24 protein-coding genes are annotated in these 24,290 nt (G+C 72.6%); 8 read left to right on the top strand and 16 right to left on the bottom strand.

Translation table 11 applies throughout. The features are described 5' to 3' along the window. Position 1 precedes the first annotated feature (1 nt). Positions 2-1,429: an argininosuccinate lyase gene (argH, locus tag ACF06X_RS25320; RefSeq protein ID WP_392289581.1), complete on the bottom strand. Its 1,428-nt coding sequence runs from the start codon at positions 1,427-1,429 to the stop codon at positions 2-4. A gap of 84 nt (positions 1,430-1,513) precedes the next feature. Next, positions 1,514-2,707, bottom strand: coding sequence for an argininosuccinate synthase (locus ACF06X_RS25325; protein WP_392289582.1), 1,194 nt, complete (start codon positions 2,705-2,707; stop codon positions 1,514-1,516). Positions 2,708-2,817: 110 nt separating this feature from the next. On the opposite strand from ACF06X_RS25325, the gene ACF06X_RS25330 reads away from it, so the two are divergent. Next, on the top strand, positions 2,818-3,414 hold the full coding sequence (locus ACF06X_RS25330; protein WP_392289583.1) for a pyridoxamine 5'-phosphate oxidase family protein: 597 nt from the start codon (positions 2,818-2,820) through the stop codon (positions 3,412-3,414). A 36-nt stretch (positions 3,415-3,450) separates the two neighbouring features. Here the strand turns inward: ACF06X_RS25330 and ACF06X_RS25335 are convergent, their stop codons facing one another. From ACF06X_RS25335 to argC, 5 genes are read right to left on the bottom strand one after another with little or no spacing between them, the layout of a single operon-like run. After that, on the bottom strand, positions 3,451-3,987 hold the full coding sequence (locus ACF06X_RS25335; RefSeq protein WP_392289584.1) for an arginine repressor: 537 nt from the start codon (positions 3,985-3,987) through the stop codon (positions 3,451-3,453). A 19-nt stretch (positions 3,988-4,006) separates the two neighbouring features. Continuing rightward, positions 4,007-5,194 (bottom strand): acetylornithine transaminase, encoded by a 1,188-nt coding sequence (locus tag ACF06X_RS25340; protein ID WP_392289585.1) that lies wholly within the window; start codon positions 5,192-5,194, stop codon positions 4,007-4,009. Then, entirely contained in the window at positions 5,191-6,141 is a 951-nt protein-coding gene (gene argB, locus ACF06X_RS25345) for an acetylglutamate kinase (protein ID WP_392289586.1), read from the bottom strand. The genes ACF06X_RS25340 and argB overlap by 4 nt, the downstream gene beginning before the upstream one ends. Further along, positions 6,138-7,304, bottom strand: a complete 1,167-nt coding sequence (gene argJ, locus ACF06X_RS25350; RefSeq protein ID WP_392289587.1) for a bifunctional glutamate N-acetyltransferase/amino-acid acetyltransferase ArgJ — start codon at positions 7,302-7,304, stop codon at positions 6,138-6,140. The genes argB and argJ overlap by 4 nt, the downstream gene beginning before the upstream one ends. Next, on the bottom strand, positions 7,301-8,329 hold the full coding sequence (gene argC, locus ACF06X_RS25355; RefSeq protein WP_392289588.1) for an N-acetyl-gamma-glutamyl-phosphate reductase: 1,029 nt from the start codon (positions 8,327-8,329) through the stop codon (positions 7,301-7,303). Before argC ends, argJ begins: the two co-directional genes overlap by 4 nt. Before the next feature lie 190 nt (positions 8,330-8,519). Between argC and ACF06X_RS25360 the strand changes: the two genes are divergently transcribed. Further along, entirely contained in the window at positions 8,520-9,308 is a 789-nt protein-coding gene (locus ACF06X_RS25360) for a DUF6215 domain-containing protein (protein ID WP_392289589.1), read from the top strand. An 81-nt stretch (positions 9,309-9,389) separates the two neighbouring features. On the opposite strand, the gene ACF06X_RS25365 is transcribed toward ACF06X_RS25360, so the two are convergent. Both ACF06X_RS25365 and ACF06X_RS25370 read right to left on the bottom strand, forming a co-directional pair. Further along, positions 9,390-10,586 carry an MFS transporter gene (locus tag ACF06X_RS25365; RefSeq protein WP_392289590.1) on the bottom strand — a complete coding sequence of 399 codons (1,197 nt, stop codon included), beginning with the start codon at positions 10,584-10,586 and terminating at the stop codon, positions 9,390-9,392. 51 nt (positions 10,587-10,637) lie between these two features. Continuing rightward, entirely contained in the window at positions 10,638-12,302 is a 1,665-nt protein-coding gene (locus ACF06X_RS25370; protein WP_392289591.1) for an amidohydrolase, read from the bottom strand. Between the two features lie 307 nt (positions 12,303-12,609). On the opposite strand from ACF06X_RS25370, the gene ACF06X_RS25375 reads away from it, so the two are divergent. The 3 genes from ACF06X_RS25375 to ACF06X_RS25385 are packed head-to-tail and all read left to right on the top strand — an operon-like array spanning position 12,610 to position 14,591. Continuing rightward, on the top strand, positions 12,610-13,440 hold the full coding sequence (locus ACF06X_RS25375) for a sigma factor-like helix-turn-helix DNA-binding protein (RefSeq protein ID WP_392289592.1): 831 nt from the start codon (positions 12,610-12,612) through the stop codon (positions 13,438-13,440). A 54-nt stretch (positions 13,441-13,494) separates the two neighbouring features. Further along, the gene (locus ACF06X_RS25380) at positions 13,495-13,866 is read left to right on the top strand and encodes a metalloregulator ArsR/SmtB family transcription factor (protein ID WP_392289593.1); all 372 of its coding nucleotides are present in this window, start codon (positions 13,495-13,497) and stop codon (positions 13,864-13,866) included. After that, complete coding sequence (locus tag ACF06X_RS25385; RefSeq protein WP_392289594.1) at positions 13,863-14,591, top strand: DUF2071 domain-containing protein; 729 nt, start codon at positions 13,863-13,865, stop codon at positions 14,589-14,591. The genes ACF06X_RS25380 and ACF06X_RS25385 overlap by 4 nt, the downstream gene beginning before the upstream one ends. Before the next feature lie 102 nt (positions 14,592-14,693). Here ACF06X_RS25385 and ACF06X_RS25390 read toward each other — a convergent pair whose 3' ends face one another. The 4 genes from ACF06X_RS25390 to ACF06X_RS25405 form a co-directional block, all read right to left on the bottom strand. Beyond that, positions 14,694-15,866, bottom strand: a complete 1,173-nt coding sequence (locus ACF06X_RS25390; RefSeq protein ID WP_392289595.1) for a methyltransferase — start codon at positions 15,864-15,866, stop codon at positions 14,694-14,696. Positions 15,867-16,000: 134 nt separating this feature from the next. Beyond that, complete coding sequence (locus ACF06X_RS25395) at positions 16,001-16,579, bottom strand: histidine phosphatase family protein (protein WP_392289596.1); 579 nt, start codon at positions 16,577-16,579, stop codon at positions 16,001-16,003. 83 nt (positions 16,580-16,662) lie between these two features. Continuing rightward, a complete protein-coding gene (locus tag ACF06X_RS25400) occupies positions 16,663-17,112 on the bottom strand; it encodes a GNAT family N-acetyltransferase (RefSeq protein WP_392289597.1) in 450 nt (149 codons plus the stop codon). A gap of 79 nt (positions 17,113-17,191) precedes the next feature. Continuing rightward, entirely contained in the window at positions 17,192-18,628 is a 1,437-nt protein-coding gene (locus ACF06X_RS25405; protein WP_392289598.1) for a PLP-dependent aminotransferase family protein, read from the bottom strand. Between ACF06X_RS25405 and ACF06X_RS25410 the strand changes: the two genes are divergently transcribed. Beyond that, positions 18,627-19,598 carry a DMT family transporter gene (locus tag ACF06X_RS25410; RefSeq protein ID WP_392289599.1) on the top strand — a complete coding sequence of 324 codons (972 nt, stop codon included), beginning with the start codon at positions 18,627-18,629 and terminating at the stop codon, positions 19,596-19,598. The two genes, ACF06X_RS25405 and ACF06X_RS25410, sit on opposite strands and share 2 nt — an antisense overlap. Positions 19,599-19,696: 98 nt before the next feature. After that, positions 19,697-19,903: a DUF1918 domain-containing protein gene (locus ACF06X_RS25415; protein ID WP_392289600.1), complete on the top strand. Its 207-nt coding sequence runs from the start codon at positions 19,697-19,699 to the stop codon at positions 19,901-19,903. A 67-nt stretch (positions 19,904-19,970) separates the two neighbouring features. Here ACF06X_RS25415 and ACF06X_RS25420 read toward each other — a convergent pair whose 3' ends face one another. Continuing rightward, positions 19,971-21,194, bottom strand: a complete 1,224-nt coding sequence (locus ACF06X_RS25420; protein ID WP_392289601.1) for a glycoside hydrolase family 10 protein — start codon at positions 21,192-21,194, stop codon at positions 19,971-19,973. A gap of 172 nt (positions 21,195-21,366) precedes the next feature. Here ACF06X_RS25420 and ACF06X_RS25425 point away from each other — a divergent pair, with 172 nt between their 5' ends. Further along, complete coding sequence (locus ACF06X_RS25425) at positions 21,367-22,227, top strand: 3-hydroxybutyryl-CoA dehydrogenase (RefSeq protein WP_392289602.1); 861 nt, start codon at positions 21,367-21,369, stop codon at positions 22,225-22,227. Between the two features lie 123 nt (positions 22,228-22,350). Here the strand turns inward: ACF06X_RS25425 and ACF06X_RS25430 are convergent, their stop codons facing one another. Together ACF06X_RS25430 and ACF06X_RS25435 are read right to left on the bottom strand one after the other, a co-directional pair. After that, entirely contained in the window at positions 22,351-22,881 is a 531-nt protein-coding gene (locus tag ACF06X_RS25430; protein WP_392289603.1) for an NUDIX hydrolase, read from the bottom strand. 51 nt (positions 22,882-22,932) lie between these two features. After that, positions 22,933-24,273 (bottom strand): transcriptional regulator, encoded by a 1,341-nt coding sequence (locus ACF06X_RS25435; protein ID WP_392289604.1) that lies wholly within the window; start codon positions 24,271-24,273, stop codon positions 22,933-22,935. Positions 24,274-24,290: the final 17 nt, after the last annotated feature.

The following is a 24,290-nucleotide window of genomic DNA, read 5'->3' on the forward strand; positions in this document are numbered from 1 at the left end:
GTTACTGCTTGGCGGTGGCCCAGGCGTGCTGGATGACCAGGTCTGCCTTGACCTCGATCAGTTGGGCGGCGACCGCCGAGGGGGCCGTGCCGCCGCGGCCGTCGCGGGAGGCGAGGGCGCCGGGGACGTCGAGGACCGTGCGGACCTCGGGGGTGAGGTGCTCGGAGATCTTGGCGAACTGGGCGTCCGTGAGCTCGTCGAGCTCCTTGCCCTCCGCCTCGGCGACCTTCACGCACTCGCCGGCGACCTCGTGCGCCACCCGGAACGGCACGCCCTGCCTGACCAGCCACTCGGCGATGTCGGTCGCGAGCGAGAAGCCGGCCGGGGCCAGCTCCTCCATGCGCTCCCGGTTGACGGTGAGGGTCGCCATCATGCCGGTGACGGCGGGCAGCAGGACCTCCAGCTGGTCGCAGGAGTCGAAGACCGGCTCCTTGTCCTCCTGGAGGTCGCGGTTGTAGGCCAGCGGCAGCGCCTTCAGGGTCGCGAGCAGGCCCGTGAGGTTGCCGATCAGACGGCCGGACTTGCCCCGGGCCAGCTCGGCGATGTCCGGGTTCTTCTTCTGCGGCATGATCGACGAGCCGGTGGAGAAGGCGTCGTGCAGGGTCACGAAGGAGAACTCCTTCGTGTTCCAGATGATGATCTCCTCCGCGATACGCGAGAGGTTGACGCCGATCATCGCCGTGATGAAGGCGAACTCGGCGACGAAGTCACGCGAGGCCGTGCCGTCGATCGAGTTGCCGACCGAGCCGCGCTCGAAGCCGAGGTCCTTGGCGACCGCCTCCGGGTCGAGCCCGAGGGACGAGCCGGCCAGGGCGCCGGAGCCGTACGGCGAGACGGCCGTCCGGGTGTCCCACTGGCGCAGCCGTTCGGCGTCCCGGGAGAGGGACTGGACGTGGGCGAGGACGTGGTGGGCGAAGAGCACCGGCTGGGCGTGCTGGAGATGCGTACGGCCCGGCATGGCGACGTCCGGGTGGGCCTCGGCGAGGCCGACGAGCGCGTCCTGGAGGTCGGCGATCAGGCCTCCGATGATCCGGGCGTGGTCGCGCAGGTACATCCGGAAGAGGGTGGCGACCTGGTCGTTGCGGGACCGGCCGGCGCGCAGCTTGCCGCCGAGGTCCGGGCCGAGACGCTCCAGGAGGCCGCGCTCCAGGGCCGTGTGGACGTCCTCGTCGGCGATGGTGCCGACGAAGGAGCCGTCGGCCACGTCGGCTTCGAGCTGGTCGAGGCCGGCGAGCATGCGCGTCAGCTCGTCCTGGTCGAGCAGTCCGGCCTTGTGGAGCACGCGCGCGTGCGCGCGGGAACCGGCGATGTCGTACGGCGCGAGCCGCCAGTCGAAGTGGACCGACGCGGACAGCTTGGCCAGGGCCTCGGCGGGCCCGTCGGCGAACCGACCGCCCCAGAGCCGGACGTCACCGTTGTTGCTGCTCACAGCTACTGCTCCTCAAAGGGTGGAGATACGGCCGCCCCCCCCTGCCGCGGAGGAACAGGGAGGCGGCTGTCGAACGAGTCGTACTTACGCGAGGTCACGCCGGGCGGCGATCTTCGCCGACAGGGCGAAGATGTCGATGAAGCCCTGCGCCTTGGACTGGTCGAAGGTGTCGCCCGAGTCGTAGGTGGCGAGGTTGAAGTCGTACAGCGACTGCTCGGACTTCCGGCCGGTGACGACGGCGCGGCCGCCGTGGAGGGTCATCCGGATGTCGCCGGTGACGTACTGGTTGGCCTCGTCGATGAAGCCGTCCAGGGCCCGCTTCAGCGGGGAGAACCACAGGCCGTCGTAGACCAGCTCGCCCCAGCGCTGCTCGACCTGCCGCTTGTAGCGGGCGAGTTCGCGCTCGACGGTGACGTTCTCGAGCTCCTGGTGGGCGGTGATCAGGGCGATCGCGCCGGGCGCCTCGTAGACCTCGCGGGACTTGATGCCGACGAGCCGGTCCTCGACCATGTCGATCCGGCCGACGCCCTGCGCGCCGGCGCGCTCGTTGAGCTGCTGGATCGCCTGGAGCACGGTGACGGGCGTGCCGTCGAGGGCGACCGGGACGCCCTCCTTGAAGGAGATGACGACCTCGTCGGCCTCGCGCGGGGTGGCCGGGTTCGCGGTGTACTCGTAGATGTCCTCGATCGGCGCGTTCCAGATGTCCTCGAGGAATCCGGTCTCGACGGCGCGGCCGAAGACGTTCTGGTCGATGGAGTATGGGGACTTCTTGCTGGTCGCGATCGGCAGGCCGGCCTTCTCGGCGAAGGCGATGGCCTTGTCGCGGGTCATGGCGTAGTCACGGACCGGGGCGATGCACTTCAGGTCCGGGCCGAGGGCCTGGATACCGGCCTCGAACCGCACCTGGTCGTTCCCCTTGCCGGTGCAGCCGTGGGCGACGATGCCGGCGCCGTGCTTCTGCGCGGCGGCGACGAGGTGCTTGACGATGGCGGGCCGGGAGAGGGCGGAGACCAGCGGGTAGCGGTCCATGTAGAGGGCGTTCGCCTTGATCGCCGGGAGGCAGTACCCGTCGGCGAACTCGTCCTTCGCGTCCGCGACCTCGGCCTCGACCGCGCCACAGGCGAGCGCGCGCTTGCGGATGACGTCCAGGTCCTCGCCGCCCTGCCCGACGTCCACGGCGACGGCGATGACCTCGGCACCCGTTTCCTCGGCGATCCAGCCGATGGCGACGGAGGTGTCAAGACCGCCCGAGTAGGCGAGTACGACGCGCTCGGTCACGGGTTTCTCCTTACCTTGCAAGCACTGATGGGTATAACTATGCAGACCTCCGTATGTTTTGTCAATGCATGGCCGGCTCCAGGGGGCGGGCGTCGGAGAGAATGACGCCCATGGGAAAGACGTATGAACGGATAGACGGAAGGCTCCGCGCCTTCATCGAGGCGCAGCCGATCTTCTTCACCGCGACCGCGCCGCTCGACGGTGACGGGACCGTGAATCTCTCACCCAAGGGTCTGACCGGTTCCTTCGCCGTCGTCGACGAACGGACCGTCGCCTACCTCGACTTCGCCGGAAGCACCGCCGAGACCGTCGCCCATCTGCGGGAGAACGGCCGGATCACCCTCATGTGGTGCGCCTTCCAGGGGCCGCCGAACATCGTCCGCGTCCACGGGCGGGGGGAGCCGGTCTTCCGGGACGACGCGCGCTGGGAGGGGCTGATGGAGCACTTCCCCGGGATCGAGGCGGCCCAGCACGGACTGCGGGCCATCATCGTCGTGACGGCCGAACTCGTCCGCGACAGCTGCGGATACGGGGTGCCCTTCATGACGTACGACGAGGACCGCGATCTGCACGAGCGGCGGTTCGCGCGCGAGGACGACACCTCGCTGAGCGAGTACTTCGCCAAGAAGGAGCACGTGGCGTCGAGCATCGACGGCCTGCCCGGCCTGCCGCTTCCGCTGCCGCCGCTCCCCCGCCCCGCCCACTGACGCGACGGGGGCGGCGGCGAGAGCGGCGGCGGTCCGTCAGCTCTCCTTCTGAGCGAGGCGCAGGAGGTGGTCGGCGAGGGCCTGGCCGCCGGTCGGGTCGCGGGAGATGAGCAGGAGAGTGTCGTCTCCGGCGATCGTGCCCAGGATCGCGCGGAGTTCGGCCTGGTCGATGGCCGACGCGAGGAACTGGGCCGCCCCCGGCGGCGTACGCAGGACCACCAGGTTGGCGGAAGCCTCGGCGGAGATGAGCAGTTCGCCGGAGAGGCGCCGCATGCGCTCCTCCTTGGCGGACTCGCCGAGCGGCGCCTGCGGGGTGCGGAAGCCGCCCTCGCTGGGCACGGCGTAGATCAGCTCGCCGCCCGTGTTGCGGATCTTCACCGCGCCGAGCTCGTCGAGGTCGCGGGAGAGCGTCGCCTGGGTGACGCTCAGCCCGTCGTCCGCGAGGAGTTTGGCGAGCTGGCTCTGGGAACGCACGGGCTGCCGGTTGAGGATGTCGACGATCCTGCGGTGGCGTGCGGTGCGGGTCTGCGGAACGGACGGCCCGCCGTGCTCGTTTTCCTGCGCGTCGGTCATCGTCGTCTCATTCTCCGGTTCATCCTTCCCCGTTCACCACTGCGTCGAGGACGCCCGGGAGCCTCTCCAGGAAGGCGTCCACCTCCGCGTCGGTGATGATCAGTGCCGGCATGAGCCGTACGACATCGGGAGCGGGCGCGTTCACCAGGAGACCGGCGTCCTGAGCCGCCTGCTGCACCTGGGGCGCGAGGGACTCGGTGAGCACGATACCCAGCAGGAGCCCCGCACCACGGACGTGGGAGACCAGCGGGTGCCCCAGACCCTCGATTCCGCTGCGCAGCTTCTCGCCGAGCCGCTTGACCTCGTCGAGGATTCCGTCGCCGGCGAGGGTGTCGAGGACGGCGAGTCCGGCGGCGCAGGCGACCGGGTTCCCGCCGAAGGTGGTGCCGTGGTGACCGGGCTTCAGCAGCTCGGCCGCCTCCCCGAAGGCGACGGTCGCGCCGAGCGGCAGGCCGCCGCCGAGGCCCTTGGCCAGGGTCACGATGTCGGGCTCGACCCCGTCGTGGGCCTGGTGCTCGAACCAGTGGCCCGTCCGGCCCACGCCGGTCTGCACCTCGTCGAGGACGAGGAGGGTGCCGGTGGCGCGGGTGATCTCGCGGGCGGCCTGGAGGTAGCCGGCCGGCGGGACGACGACGCCGTTCTCGCCCTGGACGGGCTCGATGATCACCAGCGCGGTGTTCTCCGTCACGGCGGCCCGCAGGGCCTCCACGTCTCCGTACGGGACGTGGGTGACGTCGCCGGGCAGCGGCAGGAAGGGGGTCTGCTTCCCGGGCTGGCCGGTGAGGGCGAGCGCCCCCATGGTCCGGCCGTGGAAGCCGCCCTCGGTCGCGACCATGTGGGAGCGGCCGGTGAGCCGGCCGATCTTGAAGGCGGCCTCGTTGGCCTCGGCGCCGGAGTTGCAGAAGAAGACCCGGCCCGGGCGCCCGAAGAGCTGGAGCAGCCGCTCGGCGAGGGCGACCGGCGGTTCGGCGACGAAGAGGTTGGAGACGTGGCCGAGGGACGCGATCTGCCGGGAGACGGCCTCGACGATCGCCGGGTGGGCGTGGCCGAGGGCGTTGACGGCGATGCCGCCGACGAAGTCGAGGTACTCCTTGCCGTCGGCGTCCCGGACAGTGGCGCCCTCGCCGCGTACGAGGGACAGCTTCGGCGTGCCGTAGTTGTCCATCAGCGAGGACTGCCAGCGCTGCTTCAGTTCCGCGTTGCTCATGACTCCCCCTGCGCCGTGTGCTCGTCGGGCACGACCATCGTGCCGATGCCTTCGTCGGTGAAGATCTCCAGCAGGATCGAGTGCTGGACCCGGCCGTCGATCACCCGCGCCGTGGTGACGCCGTTGCGGACGGCGTGCAGGCAGCCCCGCATCTTGGGGACCATGCCGCTGGAGAGCTCGGGCAGCAGCTTCTCCAGCTGGCTCGCGGTGAGCCGGCTGATGACCTCGTCGCTGTTGGGCCAGTCCTCGTAGAGGCCCTCGACGTCGGTCAGGACCATCAGGGTCTCGGCGCCCAGCGCCGCAGCGAGTGCCGCAGCCGCCGTATCAGCATTGACGTTGTAGACATGTCCGTCGTCCTCGGAGCGGGCGATGGAGGAGATGACCGGGATCCGGCCGTCCTCCAGGAGCGCCTCGATGGCGCCGGTGTCGATGGCGGTGATCTCGCCGACCCGGCCGATGTCGACCTGCTCGCCCGCGATGACCGGCCGGTGCTGGGTGGCCGTGATGGTGTGCGCGTCCTCGCCCGTCATGCCGACGGCGAACGGGCCGTGCTCGTTGAGCAGCCCGACGAGCTCGCGCTGGACCTGGCCGGCGAGGACCATCCGTACAATGTCCATCGCCTCGGGCGTGGTGACCCTGAGCCCGGCCTTGAACTCGCTGACCAGGCCGTGCCGGTCGAGCGCGGCGCTGATCTGGGGGCCGCCGCCGTGCACGACGACGGGCTTCAGACCGGCGTGGCGCAGGAAGACGACGTCCTGCGCGAAGGCGGCCTTGAGGTCGTCGTCGATCATGGCGTTGCCGCCGAACTTGATGACGACGGTCTTGCCGTTGTGGCGGGTCAGCCAGGGCAGGGCCTCGATGAGGATCTGCGCCTTCGGCAGGGCCTTGTGCTTGCGCGTCGGTTGCGTCGAGTCTGTGGAATCTGTCGAGTCTGTCGAGTCGCTCATGAGGAGTACGCGCTGTTCTCGTGGACGTAGTCGGCGGTGAGGTCGTTGGCCCAGATGACGGCCGACTCGGACCCGGCGGAGAGGTCGGCGGTGATGGTGACCTCGCGGTAGCGCATGTCGACGAGGTCGCGGTCCTCGCCGACGGAGCCGTTCTTGCAGACCCACACGCCGTTGATGGCGACGTTGAGCCGGTCGGGCTCGAAGGCGGCCCGCGTCGTGCCGATGGCGGAGAGCACCCGGCCCCAGTTGGGGTCCTCGCCGTGGATGGCGCACTTGAGGAGGTTGTTACGGGCGATGGAGCGGCCCACCTCGACGGCGTCGTCCTCGGTCGCGGCGTTGATCACCTCGATACGGATGTCCTTGCTGGCGCCCTCGGCGTCGCCGATGAGCTGGCGGGCGAGGTCGTCGCAGACGGTCCGCACGGCCTCGGCGAACGCGTCCTGGGCGGGCGTGACGCCGGAGGCGCCGGAGGCGAGGAGGAGGACGGTGTCGTTGGTCGACATGCAGCCGTCGGAGTCGACGCGGTCGAAGGTGACCTTGGTGGCCTGCCGGAGGGCGGCGTCCAGGCCCGCGGCGTCGACGTCGGCGTCGGTGGTGAGCACGACGAGCATGGTGGCGAGGCCGGGGGCGAGCATGCCCGCGCCCTTGGCCATGCCGCCGACGGTCCATCCGTCCTTCGTGACGACCGACGTCTTGTGGACGGTGTCGGTGGTCTTGATGGCGATGGCGGCCTTCTCACCGCCGTGTTCGGAGAGTTCACGGGCGGCCTTCTCCACGCCCGCGAGGACCTTGTCCATGGGGAGGAGGAGGCCGATGAGGCCGGTGGAGGCGACGGCGACCTCGCCGGCGCCGATCTCCGTGCCCGCCGCGCTGAGGACCTCGGCGACCTTCTCGGCGGTGGCGTGGGTGTCCTGGAAGCCCTGCGGGCCCGTACAGGCGTTGGCGCCGCCGGAGTTGAGGACGACGGCGGCCAGCTCGCCGGTGGCCAGCACCTGCTGGGACCACAGGACGGGCGCGGCCTTGACGCGGTTGGAGGTGAAGACGCCCGCGGCGGCGCGGCGGGGCCCGTTGTTGACCACGAGGGCCAGGTCCGGGTTGCCGTTCTCCTTGATTCCGGCGGCGATGCCCGCTGCCGTGAATCCCTTCGCTGCGGTGACGCTCATGGAGCGACTCCAATCGTGGAAAGTCCGGTGTCCTCAGGGAGCCCGAGGGCGATGTTCATGCTCTGCACCGCGCCGCCGGCGGTGCCCTTGGTGAGATTGTCGATGGCGCTGATCGCGATGATCCGCCGCGCCGCCTCGTCGTACGCGACCTGGACCGAAACGGCGTTGGAGCCCTGGACGGACGCCGTCGACGGCCACCGGCCCTCGGGGAGCAGGTGGACGAAGGGCTCGTCCGCGAAGGCCTTCTCGTACGCGGCCCGCAGGCTCTCGGCGCTCACGCCGGGCTTCGCCGGGGCGGAGCAGGTGGCGAGGATGCCGCGGGGCATGGGGACGAGGGTCGGCGTGAAGGACACGGTGACCCGCTCCCCGGCCAGCGGGCTGAGGTTCTGGATCATCTCGGGGGTGTGCCGGTGGCCGCCGCCGACGCCGTAGGGCGTCACGTTCCCCATGACCTCGCTGCCGAGCAGGTGGGGCTTGAGGGCCTTGCCGGCGCCCGAGGTGCCGGAGGCGGCGACGATCACGGCCTCGGCCTCGGCCAGGCCGTTCTCGTACGCAGGGAAGAGCGCGAGCGAGACCGCGGTGGGGAAGCAGCCGGGCACCGCGACGCGCTTGGACCCTTCGAGCGCGGCGCGGGCACCGGGCAGTTCGGGCAGGCCGTAGGGCCACGTCCCGGCGTGCGGGGAGCCGTAGAACTTCTCCCAGTCGGCGGAGCTGGTGAGCCGGAAGTCGGCGCCCATGTCCACGACGAGGACGTCCGGGCCGAGCTGCTCGGCCACGGCGGCGGACTGCCCGTGCGGCAGCGCGAGGAAGACGACGTCGTGCCCGGCGAGCTCTTCGGTGGTGGTGGGCGCGAGGACGCGGTCGGCGAGGGGGAGAAGGTGGGGCTGCAGGGCGCCCAGCTTCTGGCCGGCGTTGGAGTGGCCGGTCAGGGTGCCGATCTCGACCTGGGGGTGCGCGAGAAGGAGACGCAGGAGCTCTCCGCCCGCGTATCCGCTCGCACCTGCCACTGCTGCTCGTACCGTCATCGAAATCCTCCTCAGGGATGGCATGACTATACGCATTGCCGCAGGTTTATGCAACGCGGTGCCGGTCGCGTACACCGGCCGGGCGGCTGCGGCGCGGCGGCCCCGGGTGAGGGTCTGCGGCCTTGTCCACCTGGTGATCACAGGTTAGGGTCCCCGGGCACGTCTTGGGGGATCACAGCAGGTGGGGGACATGGATCACGACATCGACGCGCTGCCGAAGGGCGCGGGCGCGTGGGGGCAGGCCATTGCGGCGGTGGGCGTGATCGCGGCGCTCGGTGGCGTGATGTGGGCGACGGAGGGGATCTCCCTCTCCGAGAGTGAGCCGCGGCCTGCCGCGTGCTCACGCGGGGAGACGGAGAAGGCGCCGGAGGCCGGGAAGGCGGGGTCGGAGGCCGGGACGGCGGGATCAGAGGCGGGGACGGCGGGATCAGAGGCCGGGAAGGCGGCGGAGAGCGGGCAGGCGGCTCGGCGTGTCACCGGGGCACAGCTGTGCGAGGCGCTGAACCGTCCCGATCTCGCGGCACTCCTGGGCACTCCGGGGGAGATGGCGAAGATCGCGGGGGGCAGCGACGGCTTCGTGGACTTCGCCGGCGGCGGGGAGATCGCCACTCCCTCGGCCGAGGTCGAGTTCAAGACCTACACCGTGACCGTGACGGCCACCTACGGCCGCCTTCCGCTGTCCGTGTCCGCCGCCTTTCTGGGGAACGACGCGCAGCGGCGGACGGTTCTGGGCCGCCCGGCGGTCGTCTACTCGGACCGCACCATCAGCATCAGCTTCCGCCTCGACGGGAAGGACGCCTCCACCGGGCCGGGCGTCCCGGCGCGGGTCCTCGGCGTGGCGCGGGACGCGAAGGACAGCGGCGGCTCGTTCGAGGTGACGCTGTGGCGCTCGGACGGCGCGGTGCCGGACGACGCGGTACTGCTCCGCGTCGCCGAGAAGGTGCTGCCGACGGTTCCGGGCTGGTCGGCCGGGGGGTGAGGGAGGCCGCCGGGTGAGGGGGCCGGCGAGTGAGGGGGGCCGGCGAGTGAGGGGGGCCGGCGAGTGAGGGGGGCCGGCGGGTCAAGGTCGCAGGGCCGCCCGGACCGGGCGGCGTAGGAGATAGACGGCCGCGGTCGTGACCAGGACGGCCATGCAGGCGATGAAGACCAGGCCCGCGCCCTCCAGGCCGATCGGGTCCGCCAGGAGGCCGACGCCGATCACCGGCACCGAGATGCCCGCGTACGCGACCACGAACAGCGTCGAGATCACAGCGGCGCGCCGGTCCGCGGGGGACGCCTCGGCCACCGCGGACAGCGCGCCGCGGAATGCCAGCCCCTGTCCCGCTCCGCCGACGAGCGCGCTGAGCACCACCAGGAACAGCAGGTCCCACCGGAGCGCGCCCGCGAGCAGCGCGAGCCCGGCGAAGAGACCCGCGCAGCCCAGCGGCAGCGAACGCCCCACTCCGACCCGGCCGACCGCCAGCTGCCCGGCAGTCGAGGCGAAGAAGGCCAGCGCGACCACGAGACCGCTCACCGCGTGGTTGTGCACGTCGAGGGACTGGGCGAGGAACGCCGGGCTGACGGAGGTGAAGACTCCGAAGAGCGCGAACCCCACGAAGGAGGCGGTGGCCGCCGGCACGAAGACCGCCCGCACCTGCGGGGGCAGGCCGGGCCGCTGCGGCCGTACGGAGTTCAGCGGCCGCCGCTCCCGTACGGTCTCCGGAAGCCGCAGCAGGACGACGGCCGAGCCGGCCACCAGGGCGAGGTGGACGAGGAAGGGCAGGTGGAGCGGCCAGGCGGCGTACTGCGCGAGCACTCCGGCGAGCAGCGGTCCGCAGCCGAGGCCGCCCATGTTGGCGGCCGTCGCGACGAACGTGGCGCGGGAGGAGCCGCCGGGCGGTGCCAGCTCCATCACGTACGCCGTGGCCGCCCCGGTGAAAAGACCGGCGGAGAGGCCGGAGAGCAGCCGGCCGGCATACAGCCAGCCGAGCCCGGTGGCGACGAGGAAGCAGACGGCGCTCAGGGCCGCGAATCCGAGGCCCCAGAGCAGCACCGGCCGCCTGCCCACGGCGTCCGAGGCGTTGCCCGCGAGAAGAAGGACGCCGATGACACCGAAGGCGTACACGGCGTACACGACGGTCACCGTCAGCTCGGAGAAGTCGAACTTCTCCTGGTAGAGGCCGTAGAGCGGGGTCGGCAGGGTGGTGCCGGCCATGCACACGGCGAACACCGCGCCACCGAGCGAGCACGGGCGCCAGCCTCGGGGGTCACCGTCCATGCCGGCGACGGTATCCCCGTCGGCGGCCGGCGGGGGCGAAGGCCGGCCCGGTCAGAGGGTCGCGTCGCGATGGGTGGGGCGGCCGTCGAGGACGGTGAGCAGGACCGGCAGGGCTGGCAGGTCCGTGGCGGGGGTGGTGAGCGGGTCGTCGGCGAGCACCGTCAGGTCGGCGCGGTGGCCGACGGCGAGCCGGCCGGCCTCGTGCTCCTCCCCCGCCGCGTACGCCGCGTTCACGGTCATGGCGCGCAGGGACTCCAGGGCGGTCAGGGCCTGCTCGGGGCCGTGCGGTGGCTGCGTGAGATCGCGGCTGGGGCGGCGGTGGCGGGCGCCCGCCATGACACCGAGCGGCGGGTAGGGCGCGATGGGCCAGTCGGAGCCGAGGACGACGGTGGCGCCCGAGTCCCACAGGTCGCGGCAGCGCCAGGCGCGGGAGGCCCGCTCCTCGCCGAGCCGGCGGGACCAGTTGTCGGTGTGGTCGGCGCGAGTGAAGTCGCAGCAGTGGGTGGGCTGCATGGACGCGAGGACGCCGAGCTCGGCGAAGCGGCGCAGCGTGTCGTCGGGCACGGTCTCGATGTGCTCGATCCGGTGCCGGACCGGGCGCTGCCCGGTGAGCGGCTGCCCGGTGGGCGCGGTCCGGGCGGAGGCGTGGGAGGCCTGGGCCTTCTCGACGGAGTCGAGGACATGGCGTACGGCCGCGTCACCGATGGCATGGGTGGCGGTGGGCACACCCGCACGGTGCAGCTCGCCGACGACGTGCGTGTAGGCGGCGGGGTCCGGCCAGAAGGCGTGCGTGGATTCGCCGTGGCAGTCGGGGCGCTCCAGCCAGGCGGTCCCGTTGTCGATGGTGCCGTCCATGAAGAGCTTGACGCCCTCGGTCCGCCAGAGGGCGCCGCCGGTGCCCTGCTGCTGGACGAGGGCGCGGAGCGCGTCGGCGTCGGCACCGGGCTGGCACCAGGGTGCGACCCGCAGCCGAAGCGGCAGTTCGCCCGCCTCGTCGAGCTCGGCGTAGAGGGCGAGGCTCTCGCCGTTGGCGTCCATGGCGTGACCGCCGGTGAGGCCGGCGGCGGCCATGCCGCGCAGTGCGGCGGCGAGGCGGGCGCGGCGCTCGGCGTGGGTGGGCCGGGGGGCGGCGCGCTCGACGAGTTCGCAGGCGGCGTCCTCTAGGAGCAGCCCGGTGGGCCGTCCCTCGGCGTCGCAGACGACCTCGGCGGCCTGGGCGAAGGTGCGGGGGCCGTCGACTCCGGCGAGTTCGAGCGCGCGGGGGCTCGCCAGCACGGAGTGGGCGTCGAAGAGCTGCAGGAGAGCGGGAACGCCGTCGAGTACGGGGGCGAGCTCGGCGGCCTCGACGGGCCGGTCGCCGAAGACGTTCGGGTCGAGTCCCCAGCCGTGCAGCCAGGCGCCGGGGGTCAGCGTCCTCACCTCGCGGGCCAGCGCCTCGCGCACCGCTTCGAGGTCGCCGCAGCCCGACAGGTCGAGGCCGTGGGTGAGTTCGGCGCCCGAGACGGGGTGGAGATGGCCGTCGACCAGACCGGGGGTGACCACGGCGCCCTTGAGGTCGACCACCGTCGTGGAGGCGTCGGCGAGGGCGCGCGTCGCCCGGTCGTCGCCGAGCGCGGAGATTCGCCCGTCCGACACGGCCAGAGCGGTCTCGGGCAGGAACCGGCCGGTGCCCGGGTCGAGCAGACGGGCGGAGAGGAGGACGAGAGAGGTACGCACGGCGGCTCCAGCAGAGGGGCGGGTGGGGTGGGCGGGGGCGGACGTGGCCGGTGAGGACGTCGTACGTCTCGCCCGTGGCGACTTCACCGTGGCGTCGGCGGCGGCCGCGTGACGGTTCACCCACGCCGGTCGGGCGGCCGGCGTCCGCGTGGGTGTGCGCCGGACGCTCGGCGGCATACTCCGGATGCTATTGAGTGCGCGACCAATAAGCAAGCGCCCGAGCCTCCCACCGGCCCCGCCGGACGTCACAACCCGTACGTCGGCTCCGTCATCGCACCGACGGAAGCGACGAGGAGCGGGGATCGCCATGCACGACCACGGGCACGACCACCGGCACGACCAGGACTTTCTCACCCGCCGGTTCGACTCCCAGCACGAGCGGCTGCGGGGTATCGCCCTGCGGATGCTGGGCTCGCCCACCGAGGCCGACGAGGCACTCGTCGAGGCGCGGGCGGGACTCGGCGGTCTGGAGGGGTGGCTGGCGCTGGTCGTCGGGCGGGTGTGCGTGGCGAGGCTGCGGACGCGTGGGGCCGGTGGGCGACCGGGGCGGCGGGAGCGGTCCGAGGCCATGGAGGAGGCCGGGGCGGGGGACTCCGTATGGATGGCGCTGCTCGTCGTCCTGGAGTCGCTGGCGCCGGACGAGCGGCTGGCGTACGTGCTGCGCGAGCTGTTCGGCCTGCCACTGGCGGAGGTCGGGCGGCTCATGGACCGTACGCCCGAGGAGGCCGGCCGGCTCGCCCGGCGGGCCAGCCTGCGGGTGCGGGGGCCCGTCGCCCCGGAGGCGGTTGTCGGTCCCGGAAGGCAGCGCGCGATGGTGGAGACGTTCCTCGCCGCCGCACGCGCCCGGGACGCCCGTACCCTCGCCGCCGTACTGGACCCCGAGGTGGTGGCGTACGCGGAGAGCGGCCCCGTCCACGGGGCGCCGGCCGTGGCGGAGGGAGCGGCGGCGTTCGCCCGCATCGCCGCCGTGGCGAGGCCGGCCCTCGTGGACGGGGCGCCAGGGATCGTCGCCTTCCGGGGCGGACAGCCGGTCTCCACGGTGGCGTTCACCTTCCGGGACGGCCGGATCGTCGCCCTCGACATCACGGCCTGCCCCGAGCGGCTGCGCGCGCTCCGCGTGGTGCATCCGGAGTCCTGAGCCCTGGCGCCACCTGCGTTGTTAGCTATTTAGCCCATGTGCTAAATATGACGCGTGTCCCCAGACAGTGAGCACCACGACCCACGATCCGTCGTCGACGACGCGGACGCGGACGCCGAGGCGGGAGTCTTCCGCGCCCTCGCCGATCCGACGCGCCGCCAGATCCTCGCCGACCTCCGGGAGGGGGAACTGGCCGCCGGCGAGATCGCCGGCCGGTTCTCGATCAGCGCTCCCTCCATCTCCCGCCATCTGGGCGTGCTCAAGAGCGCGGGTCTCGTCACCGAACGGCGGGAGGGCAACCGGATTCTGTACTCCCTCGTGGAGGACCGGCTCGCCGCGAGCGTGGGCCGCTTCCTGAGCGCCGTCTGCCCCGAACAGATCGTCCTTCGCCGCACCAAGTGGCGTGACAAGGGAGCCGCTTCATGAGACCGCCCGAGCTGAGCAGCGTCATCGAGCGACGGCTCCTCGTCAATTACCGTGTGGATCCCGCGGTGGCCGCCCGCCTGCTGCCCGCGGGCCTGCGCCCGCAGCTGGTCCGGGGACGAGCCGTCGCCGGGATCTGTCTGCTGCGCCTCGGTGCGGTGCGGCCGTCCTGGGCGCCCGCCGCCGCCGGCCTGCGCAGCGAGAACGCCGCCCACCGCGTCGCCGTCGAGTGGGACGGCCCGGACGGCGTCGAGACCGGCGTCTACATCCCGCGCCGCGACACCGCCTCCCGCGTCAACCACTGGGCCGGCGGCCGGATCTTCCCCGGCGAGCACGGACGGGCCGACTTCGAGGTGTCCGAGAGTGAGGAGTCCGTACGGGTGGCCTTCGCGACCCGGGACGGGCGTACGCGGGTGGATGTCACCGTGGAGATCACCCGCGGGCTGGAGGGGAGCGAGCTGTTCGCCGATCTCGACGAGGCCTCCGCCTTCTTCCGTGGCGGCGGCAGGGGGTACTCCCCGACCGGTGGGGGCCCGCGTCTCGACGGGATGCAGCTGCACACGGACGACTGGCGGATCGAGGCGGGACGCGTGACCTCCGCGCGCTCCAGCTACTTCGACGACCCGGACCGCTTCCCTCCGGGGAGTACGGAGCTGGACTCGGTCCTGGTCATGCGTGACGTCCCCGTGCGGTGGCGGCCGCTGCCCGCCCTCGCCGCGGCCTGCTGAGCGCATTGCCGGGTGACGGGCCCGGTCACGCGCCCGGGTGCGTGCCCCGGCGACGGGCCCGATGGCGGGCCCGGTCACGCGCCCGGTCACGCGCCCGAGGCGTCAGCGGTCCGTCGGGGTGTCCCGCTTGACGGCGCGCAGGACCACGAACTTCGGGTCGCTCGCGACCAGTTCGCACGCCCCGAAGATCCGGCGCAGCGTCACGTGGTAGCCGAGGTGCCGGTTGCCCACGACCCACAGTTCGCCGCCCGGCCGCAGCGCGCGCCACGCGTCGGTGAACATCCGGCGGGCGGTGCGGTCGGTGGTGGCCTGGTGGCTGTGGAACGGCGGGTTGTTGAGCACGAGGTCGACCGAGCCGGGGGCGGTGTCCGCGAGCCCGTCGCCGACCGTGAACTCGGCCGCGCGGCCGGCGTCGGCGTGGGTACGGAAGTTCTCCTCGGCGGAGGCGACGGCCTGGTACGACTCGTCGGTGAAGACCAGTTCGGCCTCGGGCTCGGCGAGCGCGACGGCGAGGCCCACGACGCCGTTGCCGCAGCCCAGGTCCACCACCCGGGCCCGGCCGAGGCCCTGGGGCAGGTGCTGGAGGAAGAAGCGGGTGCCGATGTCGAGACGGTCGGCGCAGAAGACGCCGGCCTGGTTGGTGACGGTCCGGCCCGCGACGGTGGCCGCGTCGGCGGGGAGTGCGTACCGCAGCGGCCAGGGGTTGGTGCCCCGGTCGAGGGCGGGGTCGGGGGTGCAGAGGATCAGCCGGGCCTTCTTGACCGCCAGCGACGTGCGGGTGGGCCCGAGGATCCTCTCGAAGAGCCGGAGCGTGGAGGTGTGGATCTCCTTGACCATGCCCGTTCCGACGATCACGGTGCCCTCGTGCACGGCGGGGGCCAGGCGGTGCAGCTGGTCCTCCAGGAGCGCGAGGCTCTTGGGGACGCGGACGAGCAGGACGTCCACGCGCGTCGGCGGCGGGTCCTGGGTGGTGAGCAGCCGGACCGCGGCCGGATCGGCGCCGGAGCGGGCGAGGTTCTTGGCGGTGGCCCGCCGTCCGAGGTAGGAGTCGGAGACCTGCGTGAGATCGGCGGGGCCCCGGGCGGCGAGGGCCGTCGTGAGGGCGCCCCAGCGGTCGCCGACGACGGTGACGGCGCCGGACAGGTCGGTGTCCGTCTCGGCCAGGTGCCGCAGCAGGTACTCGTCGGAGGCGTCCCAGGCTCGGAGCGGGTCGCGCGGGTCCTCGGGGAAGCGGGTGAGCGGGAATTCGCCCCATGACGTGGTCAAACGATTCATCGTGGTCTCAGGCTAGCCGGTCGCCGGGGCGCCTTCCGCCCGGCGGCGGCAACGGCGGCGGGCGGCAGCGGCAGCGTCAGCGGCGGCACCGGCAGCGGCGGTGAGCCGGCCGGCTCTCCCCGGTCTTGGCGCGGCTACTGCCCGACCGCGGCCTGGAGGTGGAGGTGCCACAGGCCCGGGCGGCCGGTGAGGGTGACCGTGGACAGGGGGCGGACGTCGACGTTCCAGAAGGTGGCGGGCGGCGCCTTGAGGGCGTAGACGAGAGCGGCCCGTACGACGGCGGGTTCGGCGACGGCGACGATGGCGCCGTCGTCGGCGGGGCGGGTGTCGAGCCAGCCTCCTATGCGGGAGATGAAGGCGAGGAGGCTCTCGCCTCCGTGGGGCGCGGTACGGGGGTCGGCCAGCCAGGCGTCGACGGCGGCCGGTTCGTGGGCGGCGACCTCGGCGAGGGTGAGTCCGCGCCAGCGGCCCATGTCGCAGTCGCGCAGGGCGGGCTGGGCGAGCGGGGCGTAGCCGAGCGCCGTGCCGGTGGCCCGGCTGCGGGGCGTCGGAGAGCAGTAGCGCAGCTCGGCCGCGCCGAGCGGGACCAGTGTGTGCGCGGCGAGCCGTACCTCGTACCAGCCGGCCTCGTCGAGCGGCCGGTCGTCGTCGAACCGCTCGGCGAGCAGGGAGGAGCTGCGCGCCGCTGCGACGAGCGTGACCCGTAGACCCATGGCCGCGATCGTGAGGCCGTGACACCGGCAGGTCAAGGGGGCATATGCGCCGACCCGCGCGCGGCCGTGGGCGGGCCGGACGGTCAGTTCAGACCGAGAGCCATCCAGTTGTCCGGGTTCCGCAGCGGCTGAAAACCGACCTTTTCGTACACGCCGTGGGCGTCGGCGGTGGCGAGCATGATGCGGCGGAGCCCGAACGGCTCCAGGTGGTCGCGCACGGCGGTCACGAGGGCGGTGCCGAGGCCGGTACCGCGGGCCGGCCGATCGACGTAGACGTCGCAGAGCCAGGCGAAGGTGGTCCGGTCGGTGACGACGCGGGCGTACGCGGCCATCTCCCCGGTGTCGCGGTGGTACGCGCCGAAGTTGAGGGAGCCGTCGATGGCCCGGTCCTGCGTGTCACGGGGGCGTCCGAGAGCCCAGTAGGCGTCGGTGGAGAGCCAGTGGTGGACCCGGTTCCGGTCGATCCGGTCCGGGTCGCAGGAGATCTCGTAGGCGCCGTGCGTGAGAGCAGACGGGGTGGTCGTATCGCTCATGACCCGCAGGCTCGCAGTCCGCCGCGGGGGTTGTCAGGTCCTTTTCCGCTCCGTCCCCGAGGGCGGCCTCCGGAGGGCTTCACGGGGTGAGCTCGTCCATCGCGGTCCTCAGCCGCCGCACGCCCTCCACGATCTCCGCCGGACCGGCGACGCCCGCGAAGCTGACGCGGATGTGCCCGGCGGGGGCCTCGGCGCAGAAGTACGGGCGCCCCGGGGCGGCGGCGACGCCCGCGCGGAGGGCGCCGGCCACCAGGGCGGCCTCGGGGACGCCGTCGGGGAGGCGGAGCCAGAGGTGGTAGCCGCCGGAGGGGATGTGCGGCAGCGCCAGTTCCGGGAGGTGGAGGGCGAGGGCGGCGGTCAGGGTGTCACGGCGGCTCTTCAGCTCCTGGGAGACGGCGCGGAGGTGGCGGGGCCAAGCGGGCGAGCCGACGAGTTCGAGGGCGGTCTCCTGGAGGGGGCGGGGGACGAAGAAGCTGTCGACGACCTGGATGGCGCGCAGGCGCTCCAGGACGGGGCCGCGGGCGGCCAGGGCTCCGACGCGGAGGCTCGCGGAGGTCGGCTTGGTCAGGGAGCAGACGTGGACGACGACGCCGTCGGGGTCTTCGGCGGCGAGGGGGGCGGGCAGCGGGCCGGCGTCCTCGTGGACGAGCCGGCGGGCGAAGTCGTCCTCGACGACGAAGGCGCCGGCGGCGCGGGCGATCCGGACGACCGCGCGCCGCCGTTCGGCGCTCAGGACGGCGCCGGTGGGGTTCTGGAAGAGCGGCTGGCAGACGAAGACCCGGGCTCCGGTGGCGCGGAAGGCGGCTTCCAGCAGGTCGGGGCGGACCCCGTCCGCGTCGGCCGGCACGGGCACCGGTCGCAGCCCGGCGGCGCGCGCGACGGCGAGCATGCCCGGGTAGGTGGGCGACTCGACGAGCACGGGGGTGCCGGGCGGGGCGAGCGCGCGCAGGGCGGTGGTGATGGCCGACTGGCCGCCCGCGGTGATGAGGACGTCGGCGGCGGTGGCGGTGCCGCCGATCTCGCGGGCGAACCACTCGCGCAGTTCGGGCAGGCCGTCGGTGGGCGGCCGCCCCCAAGCTCCGGGGCGGCGGCCGGCGCGGGCCAGGGCGGCGGCGAGCGCGCGCTCGGGCTGGAGCGAGGGGTGGAGGTAGCCGCCGTTGAACTCGACGACACCGGGCTGGGGCGCGGCGAGCGTCACGAGGACCCCGGAGGCGTCGACGGCGCGCGGGACGAGCTCGGTCGCGGTGTCGGCGCTGAGCGTGACCTCCTGCCACGAGGTGTCCCCCACCTCGGGTGTCCGGTCGCGGGGCTCCGCCCGGAAGGCGCCGGCTCCGGGCCGGGTGACGACGAGGCCCTCGGCGGCGAGCTGGGCGAGGGCCCGGGTGACGGTCACCGGGGAGACGCGGTAGCGCTCGACGAGCGCACGGCTGGATGGCAGCTTCCCGCCGGGTGAGTAGCGGTTCAACTCCGCCTTCAGGGATTTCGCCAGTTCAGCCACACTGCTACGCTCATGCATGACAGCACAGAATAGCGCTACTCAGCCCACCGCGATAGCGGTCGACAGCTCCGCGAGGCCCGGCTCGGCACAGCCGCCGGCCGCCGCGGCCCCCTCGGCCCCGGCCTCGACGTCCTCGGCCCGGGGCACCTTCCTCGCCGGGCTCGGGGTGGTGGCCTTCTCGCTGACGTTCCCCTCCACCGTGTGGGGCCTGGAGAGCTTCGGCCCCTGGTCGCTCGTCGCGGTCCGCTCCACCCTCGCCGCGCTCATCGCGGGCGCCTTCCTGCTGGCCCTGCGGGTCCCGCTGCCCGAGCGGCGGCACTGGGCCGGGCTCGCGGTGGTGGGCGGCGGTGTCGTGGTGGGCTTCCCGCTGCTCACCACCCTCGCGCTGCAGACCTCGACGACCTCGCACGCCGCCGTGGTCGTCGGCCTGCTGCCGCTCACCACGGCGACGTTCGCCGCGATCCGCACCGGCCGCCGCCCCTCCCGTACGTTCTGGATCGCGGCCGTCTCCGGAGCGGCGGTGGTCATCGCCTTCACGCTCCAGCAGAGCGGTGGCGCCCCGTCCACGGGCGATCTGTACCTCTTCGGCGCGCTCCTGGTCTGCGCCGCCGGCTACACCGAGGGAGGCAGGCTCGCGGCGTTGATGCCGGGCTGGCAGGTCATCGGCTGGGCGCTGGTCCTCTGTCTGCCGCTGATGGCCGTCGGCTCGGCCGTCGCCCTCTCCTTCGAACCCGTCCGGCTCAACGCCCACGGAATCATCGGACTGCTCTGGGTCGCGGCCGGTTCGACCTTCTTCGGCCTGTACGTCTGGTACCGCGGCATGGCGGCGATCGGCATCCCCAAGGCCAGCCAGCTCCAGCTCGCGCAGCCCCTGCTGACGCTGGTCTGGTCGGTGTCGGTGCTCGGGGAGTCCCTGTCCCCCGCCGCCCCGCTCGCCGCCTGCGCCGTCCTCGTCTGCATCGCGGTGACCCAGCGCGCCAGAAGCTGAAGCGCGCCAGAAGCCGAGAGGACAGCGGGGGGTGACGGGGGTCACAATGGCGGACATAGACTCCGTTGTAAGAGAGCCCGGTCGCGAGGAGGTCACCGATGCACGCGAGCGTGGGCGACAAACTGCTGGTGCACGGCCGGACCGTCGGTCAGCACGACCGTACGGCCGAGGTCACGGAAGTACTGGGGAAGGACGGCACTCCCCCGTACCGCGTGCGATTCGACGACGACGGTCACGAGGCTCTGATGTCTCCGGGCCCCGACACCGTCGTGCGTCCCCACGACACGATGCACGACAAGATGTAGTGCCGACAGTCCGGACAGTGCCGAGGCCGAGATACGGCACCCGGCACACGGCACGAAACGGCGCCACCTAGCGCGGCGGACGAACGCGGGTCGGATAGTGGTCGGCGACGACGGCGGCCATCGCACCGATCCGGTCCGCCGCGACCTCTTTCGCCGAGAAGAAGCAGTGCCCGCCGACCGTCGGATAGCGGCGGGCGAACTCCAGATGCCGGGAGAGTTCCCGCGGGTCCTGCCAGGGGGCGGGCTGTGCGGGGTCACCGCACTTGTAGAGGGCCTCGCCGACGTAGAGAGCGACGCCGGTGTTCCGTACCACCGCGTCCCACCAGGGCAGCAGCTTGGCGTAGTCGACGGCGGCGAAGCCGATGTGCCAGTACAGCTGCGGGACCACGTAGTCGAGCCAGCCCTCCCGGATCCACTTCCTGGTGTCGGCGTACAGGTCGTCGTAGGTCTGCACGCCCGCCCGGGTCTCCGAGCCCTGCGGATCTGTGGCGACGTTCCGCCACACCCCGAAGGGGCTCACTCCGAAGGCCACGTGCTTCTTGATCTCCTTGATCCGGGCGGCCGTCTCGGAGACCAGCAGATCGATGTTGTGACGCCGCCAGGACGCGCGGTCCGGGAAGTCCGCACCGTACCGCTCGTACGCGGCGTCGTCGGCGAAGGCCTCCCCGGGCACCGGGTACGGATAGAAGTAGTCGTCCCAGTGCACGGCGTCGACGTCGTAGCGGCGGACGGCGTCCAGCATCGCGTCCTGGACGAAGTCGCGGACCTCGGGCAGGCCGGGGTTGTAGTACAGCTTCCCGCCGTACGGCAGGACCCATTCCGGGTGGCGCCGGGCGGGGTGCTCCGCCGAGAGCCGCGTCGGATCCGTGTGATTCGCCACGCGGTACGGGTTGAACCAGGCGTGCAGCTCCAGACCCCGCGCGTGCGCCTCGCGCACGGCCGTCCCGAGCGGGTCCCAGCCCGGATCGCGTCCCTGCACCCCCGTGAGGCACTGGGCCCACGGCTCGTACGGCGAGGGCCACAGGGCGTCGGCGGTCGGCCGGACCTGGAGGACCACGGCGTTGAGCCGCCGCTCCACCGCCGTGTCCAAGTGCGTCAGCAGCTCGGCGCGTTGCGCCTCGGCGGTCAGACCCGGGCGGGAGGGCCAGTCGCGATTGGCGACGGTCGCCAGCCACATGCCGCGGAACGCGTGCGGTTTCTTCCGTACCGCCCCCGCTCCACCCGTACCGGTGGTGGCGAGCGCCACGATCGCCGCGCCCGCCACGAACCCTCTTCTCCCGATACGCCCCATATGGCACCCCTCATGTGTCGGACACGTCACACCCGTTCCCGCAGAGCATGCCCATCCGACCGATCGATCATCGGTCGATGCGGAGTAACGTCGTGGGGTCGAGGCGGACGCACCGGAATCACACGGGGGCCCGCCGCCAGAGAAGAGCGAAAGGCACGAGGTGACGGACTCCATGGCCGACATTGAGCGCGTCGGAGTGGTGGGCTGCGGCCAGATGGGCGCGGGCATCGCGGAGGTGTGTGCCCGCAGCGGCCTCGAGGTGATGGTCGCCGAGACCACCGGCGAGGCGTTGGAGATCGGTCGCACGCGGCTCTACAACTCGCTGGGGAAGGCCGCCGAACGCGGCAAGATCAGCGACGAGGAGCGGGACGCGACGCTGGCGCGCCTCAGCTTCACCACCGACCTGGGCGAGTTCGCCGACCGTGACCTCGTCATCGAGGCCGTCGTGGAGAACGAGCAGGTCAAGACCGAGATCTTCCAGGTGCTCGACCAGGTGGTGACCCGGCAGGACGCGATCCTCGCCTCCAACACCTCCTCGATCCCGCTGGTGAAGCTCGCCGTGGCGACCTCGCGCCCCGACGCGGTCATCGGCATCCACTTCTTCAACCCGGCCCCGGTGCAGAAGCTCGTCGAGCTGATCCCGGCCCTCACCACCTCCGAGGGCACGATCAGCCGTGCCCAGGCCATGGTGGAGAAGGTGCTCGGCAAGCACGCCATCCGGGCCCAGGACCGCTCGGGCTTCGTGGTGAACGCGCTGCTGATCCCGTATCTGCTCTCCGCGATCCGGATGTTCGAGTCCGGCATCGCGAGCCGCGAGGACATCGACAACGGCATGGAGCTGGGCTGCGCCCACCCGATGGGCCCGCTGAAGCTCGCCGACCTGATCGGCCTGGACACGGTCGCCTCGGTCGCCGACTCGATGTACGCCGAGTTCAAGGAGCCGCTGTACGCCGCTCCCCCGCTGCTGCAGCGGATGGTGGACGCGGGCCGGCTCGGCCGCAAGACCGGCGCGGGCTTCTACCCGTACCCCTGAGCCACCCGACCGAACAGCCCGCACCGAACAGCCCGCACCGGACGGCCCGTACACCGCACAGGTGCGGGCCGTCCGGCGTTGTCCGAGGGGCTCGACGGCTCAGCGGGGCGGTGAGCCCGCGGCTCAGCCGAGCCGCAGGTGGTGCAGCATCAGCAGGCCCGCTGCCATGTTGGCGGCCGGGATCTCGCCCCTCGCGATCAGGTCGGGGACCAGCTTGAGCGGTATCCACTCCCGCCGCGAGGACTCGAAGTCGTCCTGCGGCGGGCCGGTGTACGTCGCCTCCTCGGCCCAGTAGAGATGGTGCCGGGCGTCGGTGAGGCCGTTGGACGGCTCGACGGTGAGCAGATGGCGCAGGGGCCCGGGGCGCCAGCCCGTCTCCTCCTCCATCTCCCGCGCGGCGGCGGTCTCGAGGTCCTCGCCGTCCTCGACGACGCCGGCGGCCAGCTCCCAGCCCCAGCTGTCGGTGATGAAGCGGTGGCGCCAGAGCATCAGGACTTCGTTGGCCTCGTTGACGGCGGTCGCGACGGCGACCGGCCGGAGCCGGATCAGATAGTGGTCGAGGTGGCGGCCGTCCGGGAGTTCGACGTCCGCGAGGTTCACCCGGAACCAGCGGTTCTCATAGACAGGTTGTTCGCTCAGTTTCGTCCACTGCACGTTTCTGCCACCTTCCGATTGGTCGGTGGCAATATGGGAGCAGTCTTGGGCTCAGAGGGGAACGCGCAGAGCCCCGTCGATCAGCTCGGCCGCCTCCCGGGCGTCCCCGCAGCCGCTCGCCAGCAGATGTTCCCGCACCAGCCGCAGCCGGTCGCGCAGCCGCTGCGACTCCATGCCGCGCGCCCGCTCGGTCATCTCCACCGCGGTCCGCGCCGCCTCGTCGGCCTCCCCCTGCCTCAGCTCGATCTGGCAGAGCATGGCGAGCCGGTGCACCCGGCCCCGGTCGTGCGCCGGGGTCCCCACCGCCGCCAGCGCGTGCTCCCGCGCGGCGGTGAGATCACCCAGGCTGAGCAGCGCCTCGGCGACCTGCACATTGACGAGGCCCGGCTGGACATAGCCCGTCTCGGCCGGCTCGTGCCCCGGACTGATCCGCTCCGCCTCCGCCTCCGCCCGTCTGATGCAGTCGAGCGCCGCCGCGCCGTCGCCGAGATGGGCGTACGCCTTGGCCTGCATCGCGGAGAGATCGGCGGCCAGCGCCGGGGTGATCTGCCGCCCGGCCGACCGCAGCGCCGCCTCGGCGAACGCCACCGCCTGCCGGTACTCCCCCATGAACAGCGACTGGTTGACGAGCAGTGCGACCACATAGGCGCCGAGTCCCCGGTCCCCGCTCGCCTTGGCGAGCCGCAGCGCCTGGTGGAAGTAGCGCTGCGCGAGCCCGTGCGCGTCGGAGTCGTAGGCGCAGATGCCGGCCACCGCGACCAGTCCGCCGGTGGCGCGGTGCAGCCGGCGGCCGAGGCTGTCGCTGTACGCGCCCCTCAGCAGCGGCGCGGTCTCGGCGTTGAGGAAGCCGACGATCCGCACCCGCGTCGCGATCCCGCCGGCCTTGCGGTACATCTGCTCGTAGTGCGCCCGGGCGGCGCGGAGCATCGCGATGTCGGCCGCCGAGACCCTGGTCCGGCCGTCGCGGGACACGTCGGAGTCCTCTGGCGGGTTCTCCCACTCCCAGACCGGCATCACCGCCGGGGTACCGGTGACGGCCTGCGCGCCGAGTATGTGCGGCCGCTGCTGTTCGTCGGAGCGCCACAGGGCGGTGGCCCGCTCGACGAAGCCGGAGAGCGGCGTCCCCGGGGGCGCCGCGGCGGCGCCGGGCACGCCGAGGCCGATGTCGTCGAGGGTGACCGCCCGGCGCAGCCGCGCGCCCAGCACCTCGCAGATCAGGTCGGGGACCTGGCCCCGGGGCCGCTGGCCCTTCAACCAGCGTGCGACGGCGGTGTGTTCGTACCGCAGGGCGAGACCGCGGGAGCGGCCCGCCTCGTTCACATGGGCGGCCAGACCCGCGTGCGAGACGCCTGCCTCGTCGAGGAGGGCGTCGAGCAGGGTGTTGGGGTGCATGGGCGCCTCCGGTGACT

This window comes from Streptomyces sp. NPDC015346 (assembly GCF_043078785.1).
Lineage (GTDB): Bacteria > Actinomycetota > Actinomycetes > Streptomycetales > Streptomycetaceae > Streptomyces.

Excerpts from the sequence above, each read along its gene's own strand:
- ACF06X_RS25340 (WP_392289585.1), bottom strand. The coding sequence starts at position 5,194 with ATGAGCAACGCGGAACTGAAGCAGCGCTGGCAGTCCTCGCTGATGGAC.
- ACF06X_RS25335 (WP_392289584.1), bottom strand. The coding sequence starts at position 3,987 with ATGACCGACGCGCAGGAAAACGAGCACGGCGGGCCGTCCGTTCCGCAG.
- ACF06X_RS25435 (WP_392289604.1), bottom strand. The coding sequence starts at position 24,273 with ATGCACCCCAACACCCTGCTCGACGCCCTCCTCGACGAGGCAGGCGTC.
- ACF06X_RS25400 (WP_392289597.1), bottom strand. The coding sequence starts at position 17,112 with ATGAGCGATACGACCACCCCGTCTGCTCTCACGCACGGCGCCTACGAG.
- argJ (WP_392289587.1), bottom strand. The coding sequence starts at position 7,304 with ATGAGCGTCACCGCAGCGAAGGGATTCACGGCAGCGGGCATCGCCGCC.
- ACF06X_RS25360 (WP_392289589.1), top strand. The coding sequence starts at position 8,520 with ATGGATCACGACATCGACGCGCTGCCGAAGGGCGCGGGCGCGTGGGGG.
- ACF06X_RS25425 (WP_392289602.1), top strand. The coding sequence starts at position 21,367 with ATGGCCGACATTGAGCGCGTCGGAGTGGTGGGCTGCGGCCAGATGGGC.
- ACF06X_RS25390 (WP_392289595.1), bottom strand. The coding sequence starts at position 15,866 with ATGAATCGTTTGACCACGTCATGGGGCGAATTCCCGCTCACCCGCTTC.
- ACF06X_RS25385 (WP_392289594.1), top strand. The coding sequence starts at position 13,863 with ATGAGACCGCCCGAGCTGAGCAGCGTCATCGAGCGACGGCTCCTCGTC.
- ACF06X_RS25405 (WP_392289598.1), bottom strand. The coding sequence starts at position 18,628 with ATGCATGAGCGTAGCAGTGTGGCTGAACTGGCGAAATCCCTGAAGGCG.
- ACF06X_RS25410 (WP_392289599.1), top strand. The coding sequence starts at position 18,627 with ATGACAGCACAGAATAGCGCTACTCAGCCCACCGCGATAGCGGTCGAC.
- ACF06X_RS25375 (WP_392289592.1), top strand. The coding sequence starts at position 12,610 with ATGCACGACCACGGGCACGACCACCGGCACGACCAGGACTTTCTCACC.
- ACF06X_RS25365 (WP_392289590.1), bottom strand. The coding sequence starts at position 10,586 with ATGGACGGTGACCCCCGAGGCTGGCGCCCGTGCTCGCTCGGTGGCGCG.
- ACF06X_RS25415 (WP_392289600.1), top strand. The coding sequence starts at position 19,697 with ATGCACGCGAGCGTGGGCGACAAACTGCTGGTGCACGGCCGGACCGTC.
- ACF06X_RS25420 (WP_392289601.1), bottom strand. The coding sequence starts at position 21,194 with ATGGGGCGTATCGGGAGAAGAGGGTTCGTGGCGGGCGCGGCGATCGTG.
- ACF06X_RS25330 (WP_392289583.1), top strand. The coding sequence starts at position 2,818 with ATGGGAAAGACGTATGAACGGATAGACGGAAGGCTCCGCGCCTTCATC.
- argB (WP_392289586.1), bottom strand. The coding sequence starts at position 6,141 with ATGAGCGACTCGACAGACTCGACAGATTCCACAGACTCGACGCAACCG.
- argC (WP_392289588.1), bottom strand. The coding sequence starts at position 8,329 with ATGACGGTACGAGCAGCAGTGGCAGGTGCGAGCGGATACGCGGGCGGA.
- ACF06X_RS25395 (WP_392289596.1), bottom strand. The coding sequence starts at position 16,579 with ATGGGTCTACGGGTCACGCTCGTCGCAGCGGCGCGCAGCTCCTCCCTG.